Here is a 16969-nt window from a genome sequence, read left to right on the forward strand (position 1 = left end):
CTGCTGACGTTGCAGGAATGGGACATCTCCCACCGCGACGCTCAGATGCCTTCGCAGGCTTTACCGTCGCGCACGAACGGGAATTTCACCACGCGCACCGGTACTTCACGGCCACGGATATCGACCCGCACGTTGCCGGTGACGCCCGCAGGAATGCGCGCAAACGCCACTGACTTGTTCAAGGTGGGTGCGAAGCTGCCGGAAAGGATTTCCCCTTCACCTTGCGGCGTCAGCACTTTCTGGCCGTGGCGCAGCACGCCTTTTTCATCCATCACCAGGCCGACCATCGCACGCGGCACACCGGCGCCCTTCTGTGCTTCCAGTGCCTTGCGGCCGATGAAGTCGCGACCTTCATCCAGCGAAAGGGTCCAGGCCAGACCGGCTTCCCATGGCGTGACGTTTTCGTCCATGTCCTGGCCGTAGAGGTTCATGCCGGCTTCCAAGCGCAGGGTATCGCGCGCACCCAAGCCGCAGGCAGCGACACCCACTTCAGCTAATGCCTTCCACAAAACCACGGCGTGTTCTTCCGGCAACAAGATCTCGAAACCGTCCTCGCCGGTATAACCGGTGCGCGCAATGAATAGCGGCATCCCGTGCGGACCTTGCGCCGCGGCAGCGGCGAAACGGCCAAGCTTTTCGATGCGCGGGCGATCCACCTCGTGCAGCAGGCCGAGCACCTTGGCACGTGCATTGGGGCCTTGCACGGCGATCATCGCGAAATCGGGGCGTTCTTTCACGGCAACGTCGAACTCTTTTGCCTGCCGTTCGATCCAGGCCAGATCCTTGTCGCGCGTGGCGGCGTTGACCACCAGGCGGAAGTGTTCGTCACCCAACAGATACACGATCAGGTCGTCGATCACCCCGCCCTGCTCGTTGAGCATGCAGCTGTACAGCGCCTTGCCCTGCACCTTCAGCTTGTCGACGCTGTTGGCCAGCAGGTGACGCAGGAATTCGCGCGTGCGGGCGCCATGCAGATCGACCACGGTCATGTGCGACACATCGAACATGCCGGCGTCGCGACGCACGGCGTGGTGTTCTTCGATCTGCGACCCGTAACTGATCGGCATATCCCAGCCGCCGAAATCGACCATGCGCGCGCCGAGCTCGCGATGGAGTGCATTGAGGACGGTCTTCTGGGTCATTGCGGGCCTGCCAGGGTGGGGAGACCGCACATTATCCCCACCGCTCCGCGCTAATCCAAGTTGCAGGGCGTCATGGCAGGTGGTGCGCGGTATCGATCAGGCGGAATGTCAGGTTGATGCGTGGTGCCAATAGGCCGGCGCTCTTTGGCAAATCGTGCTGATATCGACGCTGAGTATCGCCAGCCATGCACAACAGGCTGCCATGCGCGAGTGTGATGTTGACGGGATGTGCTGCAGGTGTTCCACGCGGCACGCGGCGGCGGAAACGAAAACGGCGATCCGCACCCAGGCTCACTGAAGCGATGACAGGCTGGGCGCCGAGCTCCGGTTCGTCATCGCTATGCCAACCCATGGAATCCTGACCGTCACGGTACAGATTGGCGAGCACGCTATTGAAGCGTGCCTGGCAAGAACATTCGACACGCTCGCGCAGCGCAAGCAGCGATGCCGTCCATGACTTTGGTTCGAAACGGCTGCGCGAATACACGTAGGTAGCACCCGAATCGCCGATCCAGCAACTCAACCGTGGCGAATCTACCTCGCGCCCGAACATGTTCAGGCGATGGCGCTCCCAAGGGATTTCTTGGAGCAGACGAGCGAGCAGCTCATCCGCCTCTTCGCGGGAAAGCCAGGATGGCGCGTAAAGCACATCGGCATCCTGCAATGGCAGATGTTGCCAGCCACCGCCAATAAGCTCAGAGATCATCACACCCAACCGGATATTCGGGTGCCGCATCCAGCGTGGCGGACCACACCGCCGCCAACTCGAGCAGGCGCAGATCCGAACCGCGCGCACCGACTAGTTGCATGCCGATCGGCAAACCGTTCGGCAGCGTGCCCATGGGAATGCTCACCGCCGGGCAACCGGCGAGATTGGCGAAGCTGGTGAGATCGCCTTGCGTGTCCGGCACCGGGCCATCCAGCGGGAAGGCTCCCTGCGGCGTAGTAGGCGTGACCAGCACGTCAATTTGCGCGAAGAGTCGGCGCATCTTGAGCGCCGCGGCATCGAGCACGCGGTCGGCCTCGGCATAATCAGCCGCGGTCTTGCGCGTCGCGTAATCGAGCAGGCGGTGGAACTGCGGTGAGACGGGATGTTCGGTATCGGCAAGTTGCGCGGCGAAAGTGCCGAGCATTTCTGCCTCCATCAACAAAAAGCCGGCACGACGCGAGCGTGGGAAGTGCCAGTCTTCAAAATCCACGATGCGGCGTTCGCCCAATTCGCCATTAAGTTTGGCAAGTGCTGCTTCGAAGACGTCCAGCACATCTTGCTGCACGCCTAGCACCGGCAAGTTGGGCAGCACGCCACAGCGCAACTTGCCTGGCTCCCAGTCGGGCGGCGACAAGGCCACGCGCCGATGGCGCGAACGTGGATCTTCCGCATCGTAGCCGGCCAGCACTTGCAGCAGCACGGTGAGATCGTCGACACCGCGTGCAAGCAAGCCCACCGTATCGAGCCGGCGCGCTGCCGGTGTCATGCCGCGCGCGGAAATCTCGCCCTGCGTCGGCTTCAACGCAAACACGCCGCAATAGCTGGCAGGAATGCGAATCGAACCCAGGCTATCCGAACCGATGGCTGCCACCGCCAAGCCCGCTGCGACGGCCGCTGCGGCACCACCCGACGAACCGCCCGCTGTATAACCATGACGGTGCGGGTTGTGCGTCGGACCAAAATGCGGATTGTTGGTGACCGCGCCCAGCGCGCCCTCATCCATATTGGTCTTGCCGATCAGCACCGCGCCCGATGCGCGTAACCGCCCCACGACATGCGCATCGTGCTCGGCCGACCGCCCGGGACCTGGAAGGCCGGAGCGCGTGGCCCAGCCCGCAATATCAAAGTTGTCCTTCAGTGCGATGGGGACACCATCCAGCCGCCCGATCACGCCGCCGCGCCGGCGACGTTCGGCGCCCTGTGCTTGCTCCAACATCAATGCCGGGCTCAGGCCGACATAGGCGTTGAGTCGCGGATTGATGCGGTCGATTGCATCGAGATAAACCGCTGCCAGCCGGCTCGGCTGTACCCGGCCGGATGCCAGCCAGTGCAGGATCTGGCATAGCGTGGCGCGGCGAAGGTCGATATCGGCGATCGGTGGAAGAGAACTCATGCACACTCCGGTGGCGGGGACATCCAGTCAGGCTCATCGAGGAGCCTGCCGGACCTGAGCTGGCCGGGCTGCAAACTCGCCTGCGCGGTCCATATTTTCGTCGGTTCTTGACCCATAGAACCACTATGGGCCTGCGAACCGCCGAAAATCTGTCCTCGCGCAGTCGAATTTTCGCCTCGACCACTCAAGTCCGACAGGCTCCTAGCCACCGGTTTGCCGCGCAGCAGGCGAACCCGGAGAATACCGTCCCAGCCGCCGCGGTAACTACATGCGGACACCCGCAGCAGCTCACCCCTCATCAACCCCTGGCCACCGACGGAGCCCAACCTCATGACCGAACGCGAGACGATGGAATACGACGTGATCGTCGTCGGCGCAGGGCCGGCGGGGCTCTCGTTCGCCATTCGCCTCAAGCAGCTCAAGCCGGACGTGACGGTATGCGTGATTGAGAAGGCATCGACCATCGGCGCGCAGATCCTTTCTGGCGCCGTGATCGAACCGCAGCCGCTGGATGCCCTGCTGCCCGGTTGGCGTGACAATCCGCCGCCGATCTGCGTGCCTGCCACCGAAGATGAGTTCTGGCTGCTCAACAAGACCGGCGGCCGCAAACTGCCGGTACCGCAGACCTTGAACAATCACGGCAACTTCATCGTCTCGCTCGGCGCCCTGTGCGCGTGGCTCGCCCCGCAAGCCGAATCGCTGGGCGTGGACGTGTTCCCCGGCTTCGCCGCCGCCGACACTATCTATGACGCGGATGGTTCCGTAGCTGGCGTGCGCATCGGCGACATGGGCGTGGCGAAGGATGGCTCGCACAAACCCGGCTACACGCAAGGCATCGACATCAAAGCCAAGGTCACCGTGCTCGCTGAAGGCGCACGCGGCAGCCTCACCAAGCAGCTCATCAAGCGTTTCAAGCTGGACCAGAACAGCGATCCGCAAGGCTATTCGATCGGCATCAAGGAGCTGTGGCAGGTGCCGTCCGGACGCGTCACGCCCGGCAAAATCTTCCACAGCTTCGGCTGGCCGGCCGACACTCGCACTTACGGTGGCGCCTTCCTCTATCACCTCGACAAAGACCGCATCGCGCTCGGCTACGTCAGCGGACTCGATTACAAGGACCCCAACTACCAGCCGTGGGAAGCCTTCCAGCAATGGAAGAACCACCCCATGATCAAGCCACTGCTGGAGGGCGGCAGCATCCTGTCGGCGGGTGCGCGCGCCATCGTCACCGGCGGTTACCAGTCGCTGCCCAAGGTAGAGATGCCCGGCGCCCTGCTGATCGGCGACACCGCCGGCCTGCTGAACGTGCCCAAGATCAAAGGTACACACCAGGCGATCAAGAGCGGCATGCTCGCCGCCGAACACCTCGCCGCTAGTGATCTCAAACCAACCGGTTTCGATGCGAAGCTGCGCGGCTCAGAAGTGATGGCAGAGCTGAAAAAAGTGCGCAACATCAAGCCTGGCTTCAAGAAAGGCTTGTGGTTCGGCATGCTCAACGCCGGTTGGGAAACCGTAACGGGCGGCAAGTCACCCTGGACGCTGCAAAACAAACCCGACTGGAACTCCCTGCACAAACTCGGCCAGTACGAAGAACCCAAGCGCGACTACGTACAACGCGAACTACCACCCCGCGATCGCCTGGCCGGCGTTTACTTCGCCGCCACCGAGCATGACGAAGATCAGCCCGTGCATTTGCACGTCGCCGATACGTCGGTTTGCGTGACGAAATGCGCGCAGGAATACGGCAACCCCTGTACCCGCTTCTGTCCTGCGAACGTCTATGAGATCGTCAATGACGAAGCGGGCAAGCGCTTGCAGATCAATGCCGCCAACTGTGTGCATTGCAAGACGTGCGATATCAAGGATCCGTATCAAATCATCAACTGGGTGCCGCCGGAAGGCGGGTCCGGACCGAATTATCAGAATCTGTAAAGTAATTTCTCGATGTCACTTAATACTCTGCAATGGCGCGCGAAGCGCTTACGCTATTTGCTTCAGCGCGTTCAAGGCAGCTTGACCCAACGGGGCTTGCGCAAAACCTGGGTGCGCATCACACAAGAACTCCAAACGCGCCCGACCGAAGAAAGCTCTCTTAAGCTAGAGCGGCTAGACATCCCATTCAGCCCCTTCGAGATTCCGACCAGCGAGTCGCCACAGGTTTCCGTCATCATTCCGGTGCATGGCAAATGTGCTTGGACCGTAGCTTGCCTGCGATCAATCCGACGCCACGGCGCACGCACCTCGTTCGAAATCATCGTGGTGGACGACACTTCACCCGATGATACCGCCGTAAAGCTATCGCAGATCCGTGGCATTCGGCTTCTACAAAACCAAGCCAACCTCGGCTTCATTGGAAGTTGCAATGCGGGAGCCGAAATCGCACGTGCACCCTTCCTATTGTTCCTCAATAACGATACGCAGGTTACCCCCGGATGGTTGGACGCGCTACTAGAGACGTATGTTGAAGAACCAGATTGCGGGATCGTAGGAAGCCAATTGATTTACCCGGACGGTCGCTTGCAAGAAGCTGGCGCACTCGTCTATTCCAATGCTGCAGCTTGGAACGTCGGGCGCTTCGAAAAACGCAACGATCCGCATTACCTCTATCGTCGTGACGTTGACTATGTCTCCGGCGCAGCACTTCTCATTGAAAAAACTCTATTCATGGAGGTCGGTGGCTTCGATTTACGCTATGCGCCGGCGTATTGCGAAGACATGGATCTCGCTTTTGCAGTAAGAGCACGCAGTCGACGTGTGATCTACGAACCCGCCAGTGTAATTGTACATTGCGAAGGCATCAGCTCAGGAACCGACGTTTTCACCGGTATCAAGCAATATCAACGGATCAATCGCGAAAAGTTCGTCGCCAAATGGAGCACCATGCTGCAAAAGCAGCCAGCTCCAGATGTTCCCGTCGACAAAGCAATACATCACCATCAAAAACAACATATCCTCATTGTCGATGCACTCATGCCCGATCCCACTCGGGACGCCGGGTCACTTCAAGTGTTCAACATCATGCGTCTTCTCAGGCAGATGGGGTGGCGCGTGACCTTCATGGCCGACAATCGCACTGCTACCCCACGGGATGTCCACATCCTGGGCGCGATCGGGGTGGAAGTACTATGCAAGCCATGGTCACCCTCCTTGGTAAGTTGGCTAAAGCGCGAGAATGATAATTTAAAGGCGGTGATGCTATGCCGGCATTACGTTGCCGCCCCAAATATGTCTCTAATAAAGGAATTGGCCCCTAAGGCTCGGATTATTTTTGACACCGAAGATCTGCATTTCTTGCGCGAACGGCGCGCGGCGGAACACACCGGAAATGCAAGCTTGAGCCGTCAAGCAATGGCCTCTCAGCAGCAGGAATTTGCGCTGATGCGCGCAAGCCATGCCACTTTCGTGGTAAGTGCCGCGGAACTTGACTTGCTTAAGCAAGAGCTGCCCGATGCCAACGTCATGCTGTTACCAAACATGCATCCGGTGCATGGCCGCAAGCTTGAATTCGAGCAACGCGCTGGCCTAGTTTTTGTAGGTGGCTTCGGACATCCACCAAACGTCGATGCGGTGCAATGGCTGACCAACGACATTTACCCGATCATCCGAGCACGACGGCCAGATATCGATTTGCATCTAATTGGTGATATACCGAAGTCCGCCCGCACTTCATTGCAAGGCGATGGTGTCGTTATCCACGGACGCGTGGAAGATCTCGCACCATGGCTGGACCAAAGCCGTATTTCACTCGCGCCGTTACGCTATGGCGCAGGAGTTAAAGGCAAAGTCAACACCGCAATGAGCCACGGCTTGCCTGTGGTTGCCACATCGATGGCAGCCGAGGGAATGTGGCTGCGAAATGGCGACAATGCCCTACTCGCAGATGACGCGGAAGGTTTTGCCGAAGCCGTGCTTCATCTATATGAAAACCGTGAGCTTTGGTATCGGCTATCCGAGGGCGGGCTACGCAATATTCGCGAGCACTTTTCCTTCGAGGTTGCTCGAGAAACCCTTCGCCGGGCATTGCTCATCTAAGTTCTTTGGCTACTTCAGCAAATAGCTAACACTTACACAGCAATTGATAGTGCAGGAGAAAACAATGGAGTGCGGTGTTTGCGGCGGTACTACATTTACCAGCCTTAAAGTCCTTTGGACTTCGCTTATCGATGAATGGCAAATATCACGCGAAGAGGCAGAATACGTCGAGCGACAGCAGGGCGAAATCTGCGACAGCTGTGGTTCAAATTTGAGATCCATTGCGCTTGCAAATGCCATACGTGCTTATCTTGGCACTACCGAAGTTCTTCAAGACGCGGTGCGCAGCATTGCAAGTCGCGAAATTTCTATTCTTGAAATTAACGAAGCCGGAAATTTGACGCCGTTCCTGAAGCAGTTTGAGCACTATGTCTTTGGTGCATACCCAGCAGTCGATATGCATGCCATTCCCTACGCAGATGGTACTTTCGACATGGTTATCCATTCTGACACGCTCGAACACGTATTTAATCCCATCCACGCTCTATCTGAATGCCGACGAGTACTCAAGCCAGAAGGAGCGCTCTGCTTTACTGTCCCCACTATTGTTGGGCGGATGTCCAGAGACCGCACGGGTTTACCGATGAGTTATCACGGCAACCCAGGTACAGCTACCGATGACTTGGTGGTACGCACTGAATTCGGCGCGGACGCATGGACTTATGCAATGCGCGCTGGATTCACGGATGTCACCATTCACACAGTTAGTTACCCAGCAGCCACTGCCATGCTGGCAAGGAATGGTTGGACAACACGCTGACTGAGATCATAGATCAGTCCAGACCGAGACCCGCCATTAACAGATTAACCATTCGTATGCGGATGGAGCATAGGCTAGAATGGGTTCTTTCATATCCTATCCCGCCCTCGTGGGTGCATGGCTAAAGGCATCGAAATGAAGATTCTCGTTGGGTACAAGCGAGTGGTGGATTACAACGTCCGTATCCAGGTCAAGCCAGATGGCACCGGAGTGGTGACCGATGGCGTAAAACTCTCCGCCAACCCTTTTGATGACATCGCCTTAGAAGAAGCACTGCGATTGCGTGAAAAAGGTGTGGCAGAAGAAGTAGTGGTGGTTGGCATTGGTCCTGCCGATTTGACCGCGCACTTGCGTAATGGCTTGGCGATGGGGGCCAACCGTGCCATTCACGTGGTCACGTCAGATATCGTGCAGCCTCTGACGGCAGCACGCGTGCTCCTCAAGCTGATCGAAAAGGAATTGCCAGGCCTTGTGATCATGGGCAAGCAGGCCATCGACGATGACGCCAACCAGACCGGCCAGATGTTGGCTGCCCTATGGGACCGCCCACAGGCCACTTTCGCCAGCAAGATTGAAATTGCCGACGGAAAGGTGACAGTAACGCGGGAAGTTGATGCTGGCCTGGAAGTCCTCCAAGCCGACCTGCCCGCCGTCATCACTACCGACCTACGCTTGAATGAACCACGCTTTATCAAGCTGCCAGACATCATGAAGGCCAAGTCCAAGCCCATCGACACCATCGAACTCGCGTCATTGAGCGTCGATGCACACGACCAGTTGAAGACCACCCATTACACCGCACCTGGAAAACGCAGCAAGGGCGTCATGGTGAAAGACGCCAGCGAGTTGGTGTCCGTCCTCAAGCAAAAAGGGCTGCTGTAAGCAGCGGGCCAGACCTAAGGAAACATCCATGAGCAAGATCCTGGTTATCGCCGAGCACCTGAACGGCAAGCTGAATCCTTCCACTGCACGCGCTGTAAGCGCAGCGACCGCCATCAAAGCCGAGACCATCGACGTACTGGTGTTAAGCGACAAAGTGGATGCCATTGCCAAAGAAGCGGCCAAGATTCAGGGCATAAGTCGCGTATTCACCGTCGAACGTGCGGAAAATGCCCATCCGTTGGCTTCCATGCTGGCCCCGCAGATAGCCAAAGCCGCCGCAAACTACAGTCATGTGTTCGTCCCCTCCACCACCTTCGGTAAAGACGTTGCACCGCGCGCGGCCGCTCTACTGGGTGTCGCACAAATCAGCGACGTCATGAGTGCCGAGGGGAGTCACACCTTCAAGCGGCCAATCTATGCCGGCAACGCCATCATTACGGTGGAGGCCGATCCCTCGCAGACCGTTGTGGCCACCATCCGCACAGCCTCCTGGCCCACTGCTGCGGACAACGCCAACAGCGCTCCAATTGAGGCGCTGGATCTGGATGTGGCACTACCAACACACACACGATTTGTCGAACTCAAGCAAGGCAAGAGCGATCGCCCAGATCTGCAAAGCGCTAGCAGGGTGGTGTCCGGTGGTCGCGGCGTGGGCTCGAAGGAGAACTTCGAAATCATCTATAAATTTGCCGATAAGATTGGCGCCGCAGTAGGCGCATCCCGCGCAGCCGTGGATGCAGGTTACGTGCCTAACGAGTTGCAAGTAGGCCAGACCGGCAAGATCATTGCACCCGAGTTGTACATCGCCATTGGTATTTCTGGTGCCATTCAGCACCTGACCGGCATCAAAGATGCCGGCACCATCGTTGCCATCAACAAGGACGCCGAGGCACCAATCTTTGAAGTAGCTGATATCGGCCTAGTTGGCGATCTATTCAAGCTGATCCCAGAATTGGAGCAAGCCATAGGCTGATATCATCCCTACGGTGCTCATAGAAATTCAAATCGAGTCAAAAACTAGAGTCAACCTGTGACACACCACAAAGGTTGTCGATCCAACCTACAGCCCGCGACATTGCCCTAGTGTTAGTACGTACATCTCGACAGCAAGCTGTGCTCATTATGGACACAACTTGCTGATCATAAGTCGTGGTGCTGCAGCAAGCTTTAACGAGATTCCAAAAGACCACAGGGTGCTGATGTGCGTACAACGACTGACAATCAAAATTAAGCTCTATAATAATCTCGATTTATTGAACTGTATCTTCGCCTTAAATGGAAAGGCTCAATGGAAAAGTACAAGCTAAAATGGGTAGACAATGTCCGATTACTTGCAGTAATAGGCGTACTCTCTTTTCATTTTTGGCTACAGTTTGGCGCACCGCGGCAGACCGTCCTGCAAATGCTGCAATCACCGCATGGCATCCTTTCAATGCCATTTCAGTTAGGTTGGACCGCCGATTTTCTGTTCTTCGCAATCAGCGGCTTAGGCTTAGGCTTATCTGCAACGCGTAAACGTAAGACGTGGGCACGATTCTATGTTGACCGTGCTTCCAGAATATATATTCCCTACTGGTCAGCAATTGTTTTGATGTTTGCTTATCAGGGTATCGCTTATTCAGTGGGGACATGGGATCGCCTATTTGTGATACCAACGACCTGGATCGGCTGGCTAAAGGACATTCTGCTTCTTCCGCAAGCCCCTGAAGCGATGTTATCGACGCATTTTTGGTTTTTGCCTTCCCTGTTAGTACTGTATTTATCCTTCCCTTTGATCTTTTGGACTGTTGATAAGTTCAGTACATGGGGCTTCGCCGCGTGTCTAATCCTATCTATGGGAGCTAGGTATCTTCCATTTGATTTGGGCTGGTTTCGAGCGGCCTATACAGCTTTTGCATGGAGCCCGTCTTTTGTAATTGGCGCCTACATAGGCGTCATGCTCGCCAAGCATCCCGAGCAGGCTGATCATTGGCTGGTTCGAACCATTCCGCTGGGTATTCTATGCCTGTTGATTGGAGTGGTTATCGTACCCAATGACGCCTACGCTTGGCTGGCCAACCCTTTGATGGGTTTTGGAACACTCAGCGTGGCGGGTGCGTTGGGTAGGCTGCCCTGGCACTTGCCAAAACTTACGGCAATTAGTTTCGAGGTATACCTTATCCATATGCCGTTCGTTGGCTGGTATCGACATTTTTTTGGGTTTGTGGTCGGGCCAAAAATTGTTCTTTATGCATTCTTCCTGATTTCCGTCGCCGTGATGGGAGCGGCTACTTATTGGGTAGTGTCGTCAATTAATACCAAACTAAAAGATGGTATAAAAGTTGTTTACACCCCATAGTTACTTCTGCCAACCACCCATGCATTAACTATCTAGGTCGCTTTATATAAATGCAAGCGTGAATGGGATGAAGATAACCGCGTTGCAAGCATGCTCTCGGTTGGGGAACTTGATTAAACATTGAGATTGGCACTGGCGCCAAGGAATAGTCAGGAAAAGATATTGCTGCTAACAACACGTCTACGAATATAGGAGGGCTCTACGCAGGCTTCTCAGCCTCAAAAATCGTATTGCAGTTTCCCACGATGCCGCTCTCAGGCTCATAGAGATTCCAGGCGCGTACTTTGAAACCAAGCGTCTCAAGCTTGCGTATCATTTCGACCCCAAAGATTGTCCACACAAGGACACCTTCGCTCGGACGTACAGGATCGCTGTGATATAGCTTTTCGGCCAAGTACTTCACCTCACCGTTTTCGATAACTGCCCTAACATCATCTTCGATGGTCAATGGATTGAACGGAGCGGTGAATATGTGCCGCCCACCCGGCTTGAGTACTCTGAAAACCTCCATATGGGCATCGTACGGCGCCGGCACATGCTCAAGTACGTCACTAGATAGAACCAGATCCAGTGATTTGCTTTCGAAAGAAAGCTTTTGCAGATCTTCATGCCGAATTTTGTTGATGATCTCACCGCCAGGGTGTCCTTCGCCGAAGTATTCGGAACAGATATACCCTGGATTGATCATTAAGCGATTATGCAAAGGCCCATTGGCTTCCACGTTATAAAACGAAAAGCTTTGTGGAAACCATATCGGGCCAATAGGAGATAGATTGAAGCGGCGTCGCACCATCAACGCCATTTGCCTCTGGCGATTTGATGAGCCGCACAACAAACAACCTCCTGACTCGCGAAGATTTTCAGTGAAATCCACGAATGTTGTGCGATTCCCGCATACGGGACAGATGCCCTCAAGAACACCAGAAGCAATCACCGCAGACGAATCTATATAAGGTTCAAGTGGGTACAGCAGCTGCGACTCAGTCTGGCTCGTCATCCTCCTGAAATACCCTCCGACGGATGTTAAGGTCAAGTCAGGCGAGAATTTCTGTATTGAGGCGTTCATCCGAGATGGACCTCTTGCGCTGTAATAAGTAGACATAGCGCGTGTCATCTGTTCCATACTTACTTCTTCGATGCGCACCGAAGTCGCTTGGTGCAAACCATCTTGACTGGATTGCTGTCGGCTTGCGCAACCGAATAAAGACCTTGGAACTCTGGCAGGCTACTACGTCTTGTTAGGCTAAGACACATTACCGCTCACTTGCCGTGATGAAAACCTTAATAGCCGTTTAATACTTCGAAGCAAGCCCTATCTCTTGGGAAGACTCTCTTGGTCACACTGACTTGCTTAGCAACAAGCTAAATACCTTCTTAGCAAAGGATTTCTGTGCCTCAAACCCGGATAATAACCATGCATCCTTTAAAACTGGCTCCACCAGATGAAAGCCCACATTAGCGGTAGTGCTATAAAAGCAACCGTATTTGGCTAATCTCAATTTTATTGATATTGAGATTATTCAAGGCATTTATTAGGTCCGACCCAGACATTTGGATAGATAAACCTGCCGTAAAGCGAGGGTCTTGCCGGTTTCGGTATCCGTCATACGAAACGTTGTGTCGTTACCAACCCATTCACCGGTTACCGCTGATCCTCTAGTCGATCCCGTCGTCCACCTTTTGGCGCGACTTTGCCCATCCTGCACCCAGATATCAACATGCTGAACCTCACTTCTAAATGTATTCCATGCAACCTCCGTGCTTTCTCGACCACTTGGATGCTCGCATAGATCGATACTCGCTGGCGTAATCGTCAAACTCACTCCCTTCAATTGATAACCATCTCCGCGACCATTTAACAGACCACTGCCGGGGACATACAACTCACTTGTACTCTCCGAAAATCGTGAGCAGCTCGTGCAGAGAATCGATATCGCGAGTGCAAACGATACTGCGCTTAACGCCCTCATTCTTTCTCCCTTTCCTTAATAAGGGGATGAATTGGCTGTGTTGGCTGGTTGGCCACATCATAGTTTAGCCATGAGAGCAACAGCTGTACTCCGATAATCAGGGGCAACGCTGCGGCCATCACGACACCCGCAGCGTTGGGTAAGCCATTGATATGCCCCTCGAGCCAATGCCAAGCCCCATAGCAAATCGCAAAAAAAATCAGCGGCACGGATAAAAGCAGTTCTATCGATGCCAACGAAAAATTTCTGATGAAGTAGCTATAGAGAAGACGTCGCCCGAAGTTCCGTAAATTACCTCTCAAAAATGGCAGCATCACTTTAGCGGGATTCAAGCTAGATGGCTCATCACCATAAACTGCCCACATTGGCATCTCTGCTACGACTGCCCGTACTTGATTTAGGTTGTAGAGCATATCGGATTCAAAAAAATATCGCTTCGCGATATTGTCAAGCTCTAGCTCCTGCAAAACATCTCGATGAATGGCGGTAAAACCATTGGTGGGATCAAACAGCTGCCAATAGCCACTGGAAAGCTTGGTTAGAAAAGATAAGCCGGCATTACCAAACAATCGTACCCATGGCATTGCCGATACGTCGCGTATCCTATGAAAGCGATTGCCTTTCACGTAATCGGCACGTCCCATGAGGATAGGACGTGCTAATCTCTCGATCAGCGCAGGGTCCATTTGACCATCGCCATCGAGTTTCACTACAGCAACCGCCGCCGTGCTAGCCGCGGCCTTGTAACCAGTAACGGTAGCTCCTCCCACCCCTTGATTCAGCGCGTGCTTGATGACATGAACGCGCGAGTCAGTACATTCGGCCAAGACCAAATCCCCAGTATTAACCGGACAAGCATCGTCCACCACAAAAATCCAGCCGACCTCGCGACCAATACGCGGTATAAGATCAAGTACCAGCTTTCCAACTCGATAGCAGGGAATAACCACCGCAATTCTGGATTCCATGTCACCACCACTTGAAATATCCATGCACTTTTCCGATTAACCAACTACGTCGAGGGTGAAATATCTATTCAATTATAGACCCAATATTTTGATACCAAAAAGCTCAACAAAGCCAAAAAGATATCCACAACCGGTTTCACCATCCAAGCGACGTGGAGCCCCTTGTAATGCGAAATCAGCGTGATAATAACTGTGCTCACCAGCGTGGTCATGGACCAAAGCACAGCGAATTTCAAAAGATGCCAACCATGCAAACGCCATTCGCGCTCTTCGGAAAACGTCCATGCACCATTGAGCCAGAAACCAAAGCTCGCCCCAACGATACGCCCGGATACATTAGCGACACTGCTGCCGCAACCAACCTTAGTAAGCGCGACAAATACCAGCCAGTCGATCGCAAGCTGAATCAGGCCGACCATCACAAACGAAGCACCTTGCTTTAGAAGCCTCATTCATTTGCCTCGAAGATCAATGTACTTTCTAACAACAAGTAACGGTTGTTCGTTCATCTTTCCACCAATATCTCGTGACTCCAAAAGTGGAAAGACGTCTGCCTCACAATCAACATTACAAACTCGCCATAACTGAGCCTGTCCGACGCTGTATTCCTTGAAAGCATGCAACCGTATCAAAGCATTTCCAAGTGGTACACCGGGGTCATCGAATGTTAAAACATGATCAATCCCAGTTCTCGCGAACAGCCTAATCCAATTCTCTCCAGAAGAATCTTCATTTGCCTTCGCGGCCGCACTTGCGAAGGTTGAGTCATACCAAACCGACGTAACCGCTCGCCCCTCGAAAGGCCCCAAGAATGGGCGCTTAATATCAGCCAAGTATAGGAAGTAACTGTCACCATAATGCGAAAAAAGATAATTTTGTATCAATACCTCAGGCACAAATTGCTTATAAGCCTTCAGCTGAACACTATCCTGCAAGCCATTCATCCCTCGCATTATTTGCCAAATAATATCACCATTGAATATGTAGCTACACGAAGGAATAAATACGACGTTAAGTGAAACAAGGCTAGCGAGAATAAGATTTCCAATTCTCTGGAAATTCATCCCTTGCCAAATAACAAGCGCAATTGGAAAAAGCGGCATCATGGATGGCAGAATATATCGCGCATACTGAATTCCCACGAATATACCAGACATACAAAGCAGCAGAGGTAAACTGATCCAGCGAAGCCTCGCTCTGGTAAGCGACATGAGCACTGCCCCCAAAAAAGCGAGCAATATGAATCCAAAGGCACCAGGGTAGGCCTCTTGAAATTTGTCAGTATGAAAGGTGATTTGCCAAATCGTGTCCCAGTGAAGCCCTTGATGCCAACGTTGATCGTCAAAGTTCGTTGCAGGGCCGAACGGTGATTTAAAAATGCCGTTAAATATTGGGAATACAGGATTCCCAGTCACATACCATGCGTAGAAGTAGCTCGATCCGCACACCAACAAACCTATGGGAAGTGAGGAAAGCATCAGCCTTATGAAGCGACCCGGCTTGTATGTGACTAGCAATACGAGCGCGAAGGGCAATATAAGCAAGATTTGCGTCGCTTTTAACGCAATTAGCAGACCGCTTATAATAATAAAAGGATAAATTGCGTTATTCTTCCTATAGCGCATACCCTTAGCTGCAATCACGACAAGCGCTATGGTTGCTGTAGTGATAGCGTTGTCTGCCTGCATTGATGCATTTAGTGCCGTCAGCAGAGGAACGGATGCATACGCGGCCAGCGAAAACCACCTCAATCCTGCATGCAATCCGATAACCCGCCCGAGTTGCCATAGTCCTCCCAAAGCCAGTGCAAACCAACATGCATTCGCAGCACTACTCTTAAGACACCCACTCAATACGGCTATATACCCCTGAAGGATATCGCTCGCCCAAGGTGCAAGCGCCCATCCTTGCGAAGCTACGTCCATCTTGTATCGACCCAGCGAAAGCAGCTGGGTTGGGAGAAGCATATGATAGGCAACATCATCGAATTGAATAGTCGGTAGGAGCAATGCGAGCGAGGCAACAGTGATTATCAACATGGAGAATGCAGCTTGCCTGGGTGCAGCGGATACACCTAAGGTCCAGTGCGTTCGAGCGTGATCCAACGCTCTAAAAATTTGTTGTCGGCCTGAAAACGAGATTGCACCTAATGTAGAAGCGTATATCAGGAAACCATGAACGTGGAATGGCAACAACCAACCAACGACGCCCGTTAACATTGCAATGCCACACATTACAGATATTACATATCCTAGCGATCCATTTCGGCGCTGAATCCTCTCACCTATAACTAACGACGCAGCAAGCATTAGCAACGCTGCTACAATAGCGGTTACTCCAAGAACTCGTGCTAGAAGTAGCATAGCCGTGACAGCGATGCCGGACGCCAAACGTATTCTACATATCCTGCTAATAATTCCGCCGCTTACCAAAATTAAGCCGGCGATAATCAAATTATGTCGAACGGTTTGCGAATCAAGTTGCACGAAGACGTTAGTGGTAAATAGCCCATATATCAATATTATAAAACCAGAAATCGTCACCGATCTTTCTGTCCACGGTGCCCGTCGCCGTATACCATTGATAAAACCCATTGCCTCTTCCTTATGCTCAATCAAATTGCCTTCACGACTGCCAAGCGACCAGTAGCAAGAGTACACTCGATCAAACTGTATCATCCCAAGCAGCAATCCTTTGAGATAAATACGGACGCTAACCGAATCCGCCGTGTTATCATTAAGCCCTTTCATTACTAGGAGTGAAAGTACTCGCTAA

The 16969-nt window shown here is 53.7% G+C and carries 13 protein-coding genes; 6 read left to right on the forward strand and 7 right to left on the reverse strand.

Features of this window, described 5'->3' with window-relative positions:
- Window positions 1-41: 41 nt before the first annotated feature.
- The 3 genes from gcvT to IEX75_RS06240 all read right to left on the reverse strand — a co-directional run bounded on the left by gcvT (window position 42) and on the right by IEX75_RS06240 (window position 3244).
- A complete protein-coding gene (gcvT, locus tag IEX75_RS06230) occupies window positions 42-1142 on the reverse strand; it encodes a glycine cleavage system aminomethyltransferase GcvT (RefSeq protein WP_188793377.1) in 1101 nt (366 codons plus the stop codon).
- A 70-nt stretch (window positions 1143-1212) separates the two neighbouring features.
- A complete protein-coding gene (locus IEX75_RS06235; RefSeq protein ID WP_188793378.1) occupies window positions 1213-1848 on the reverse strand; it encodes an alpha-ketoglutarate-dependent dioxygenase AlkB family protein in 636 nt (211 codons plus the stop codon).
- Window positions 1838-3244 (reverse strand): amidase, encoded by a 1407-nt coding sequence (locus IEX75_RS06240; RefSeq protein WP_188793379.1) that lies wholly within the window; start codon window positions 3242-3244, stop codon window positions 1838-1840. The genes IEX75_RS06235 and IEX75_RS06240 overlap by 11 nt, the downstream gene beginning before the upstream one ends.
- Before the next feature lie 330 nt (window positions 3245-3574).
- Here IEX75_RS06240 and IEX75_RS06245 point away from each other — a divergent pair, with 330 nt between their 5' ends.
- From IEX75_RS06245 to IEX75_RS06270, 6 genes are all read left to right on the forward strand, one after another.
- Window positions 3575-5176, forward strand: coding sequence for an electron transfer flavoprotein-ubiquinone oxidoreductase (locus tag IEX75_RS06245; RefSeq protein ID WP_188793380.1), 1602 nt, complete (start codon window positions 3575-3577; stop codon window positions 5174-5176).
- Between the two features lie 12 nt (window positions 5177-5188).
- Complete coding sequence (locus IEX75_RS06250; RefSeq protein WP_188793381.1) at window positions 5189-7276, forward strand: glycosyltransferase; 2088 nt, start codon at window positions 5189-5191, stop codon at window positions 7274-7276.
- A 49-nt stretch (window positions 7277-7325) separates the two neighbouring features.
- On the forward strand, window positions 7326-8036 hold the full coding sequence (locus IEX75_RS06255; protein WP_229720654.1) for a class I SAM-dependent methyltransferase: 711 nt from the start codon (window positions 7326-7328) through the stop codon (window positions 8034-8036).
- Between the two features lie 135 nt (window positions 8037-8171).
- Window positions 8172-8918 carry an electron transfer flavoprotein subunit beta/FixA family protein gene (locus tag IEX75_RS06260; RefSeq protein WP_188794346.1) on the forward strand — a complete coding sequence of 249 codons (747 nt, stop codon included), beginning with the start codon at window positions 8172-8174 and terminating at the stop codon, window positions 8916-8918.
- A 28-nt stretch (window positions 8919-8946) separates the two neighbouring features.
- Window positions 8947-9891 (forward strand): electron transfer flavoprotein subunit alpha/FixB family protein, encoded by a 945-nt coding sequence (locus IEX75_RS06265; RefSeq protein ID WP_188793382.1) that lies wholly within the window; start codon window positions 8947-8949, stop codon window positions 9889-9891.
- Window positions 9892-10206: 315 nt separating this feature from the next.
- Complete coding sequence (locus IEX75_RS06270) at window positions 10207-11256, forward strand: acyltransferase family protein (protein WP_188793383.1); 1050 nt, start codon at window positions 10207-10209, stop codon at window positions 11254-11256.
- A gap of 199 nt (window positions 11257-11455) precedes the next feature.
- On the opposite strand, the gene IEX75_RS06275 is transcribed toward IEX75_RS06270, so the two are convergent.
- The 4 genes from IEX75_RS06275 to IEX75_RS06290 all read right to left on the reverse strand — a co-directional run bounded on the left by IEX75_RS06275 (window position 11456) and on the right by IEX75_RS06290 (window position 16788).
- On the reverse strand, window positions 11456-12253 hold the full coding sequence (locus tag IEX75_RS06275; RefSeq protein ID WP_229720655.1) for a class I SAM-dependent methyltransferase: 798 nt from the start codon (window positions 12251-12253) through the stop codon (window positions 11456-11458).
- Between the two features lie 969 nt (window positions 12254-13222).
- Window positions 13223-14218, reverse strand: a complete 996-nt coding sequence (locus IEX75_RS06280; protein WP_188793384.1) for a glycosyltransferase — start codon at window positions 14216-14218, stop codon at window positions 13223-13225.
- A gap of 44 nt (window positions 14219-14262) precedes the next feature.
- A complete protein-coding gene (locus tag IEX75_RS06285; RefSeq protein WP_188793385.1) occupies window positions 14263-14646 on the reverse strand; it encodes a GtrA family protein in 384 nt (127 codons plus the stop codon).
- Complete coding sequence (locus tag IEX75_RS06290) at window positions 14647-16788, reverse strand: hypothetical protein (protein WP_229720656.1); 2142 nt, start codon at window positions 16786-16788, stop codon at window positions 14647-14649.
- Window positions 16789-16969 lie beyond the last annotated feature (181 nt).

The sequence above is a fragment of the Dyella nitratireducens genome, from assembly GCF_014642835.1.
In the GTDB taxonomy this organism is placed as follows: Bacteria; Pseudomonadota; Gammaproteobacteria; order Xanthomonadales; family Rhodanobacteraceae; genus Dyella_B; species Dyella_B nitratireducens.

Bases quoted from the DNA above. Each gene is read 5' to 3' on its own strand.
- gcvT (WP_188793377.1), bottom strand. From the start codon at position 1,142: ATGACCCAGAAGACCGTCCTCAATGCACTCCATCGCGAGCTCGGCGCG.
- IEX75_RS06285 (WP_188793385.1), bottom strand. From the start codon at position 14,646: ATGAGGCTTCTAAAGCAAGGTGCTTCGTTTGTGATGGTCGGCCTGATT.
- IEX75_RS06260 (WP_188794346.1), top strand. From the start codon at position 8,172: ATGAAGATTCTCGTTGGGTACAAGCGAGTGGTGGATTACAACGTCCGT.
- IEX75_RS06235 (WP_188793378.1), bottom strand. From the start codon at position 1,848: ATGATCTCTGAGCTTATTGGCGGTGGCTGGCAACATCTGCCATTGCAG.
- IEX75_RS06280 (WP_188793384.1), bottom strand. From the start codon at position 14,218: ATGGATATTTCAAGTGGTGGTGACATGGAATCCAGAATTGCGGTGGTT.
- IEX75_RS06250 (WP_188793381.1), top strand. From the start codon at position 5,189: ATGTCACTTAATACTCTGCAATGGCGCGCGAAGCGCTTACGCTATTTG.
- IEX75_RS06240 (WP_188793379.1), bottom strand. From the start codon at position 3,244: ATGAGTTCTCTTCCACCGATCGCCGATATCGACCTTCGCCGCGCCACG.
- IEX75_RS06245 (WP_188793380.1), top strand. From the start codon at position 3,575: ATGACCGAACGCGAGACGATGGAATACGACGTGATCGTCGTCGGCGCA.
- IEX75_RS06265 (WP_188793382.1), top strand. From the start codon at position 8,947: ATGAGCAAGATCCTGGTTATCGCCGAGCACCTGAACGGCAAGCTGAAT.
- IEX75_RS06275 (WP_229720655.1), bottom strand. From the start codon at position 12,253: ATGACGAGCCAGACTGAGTCGCAGCTGCTGTACCCACTTGAACCTTAT.
- IEX75_RS06270 (WP_188793383.1), top strand. From the start codon at position 10,207: ATGGAAAAGTACAAGCTAAAATGGGTAGACAATGTCCGATTACTTGCA.
- IEX75_RS06290 (WP_229720656.1), bottom strand. From the start codon at position 16,788: ATGGGTTTTATCAATGGTATACGGCGACGGGCACCGTGGACAGAAAGA.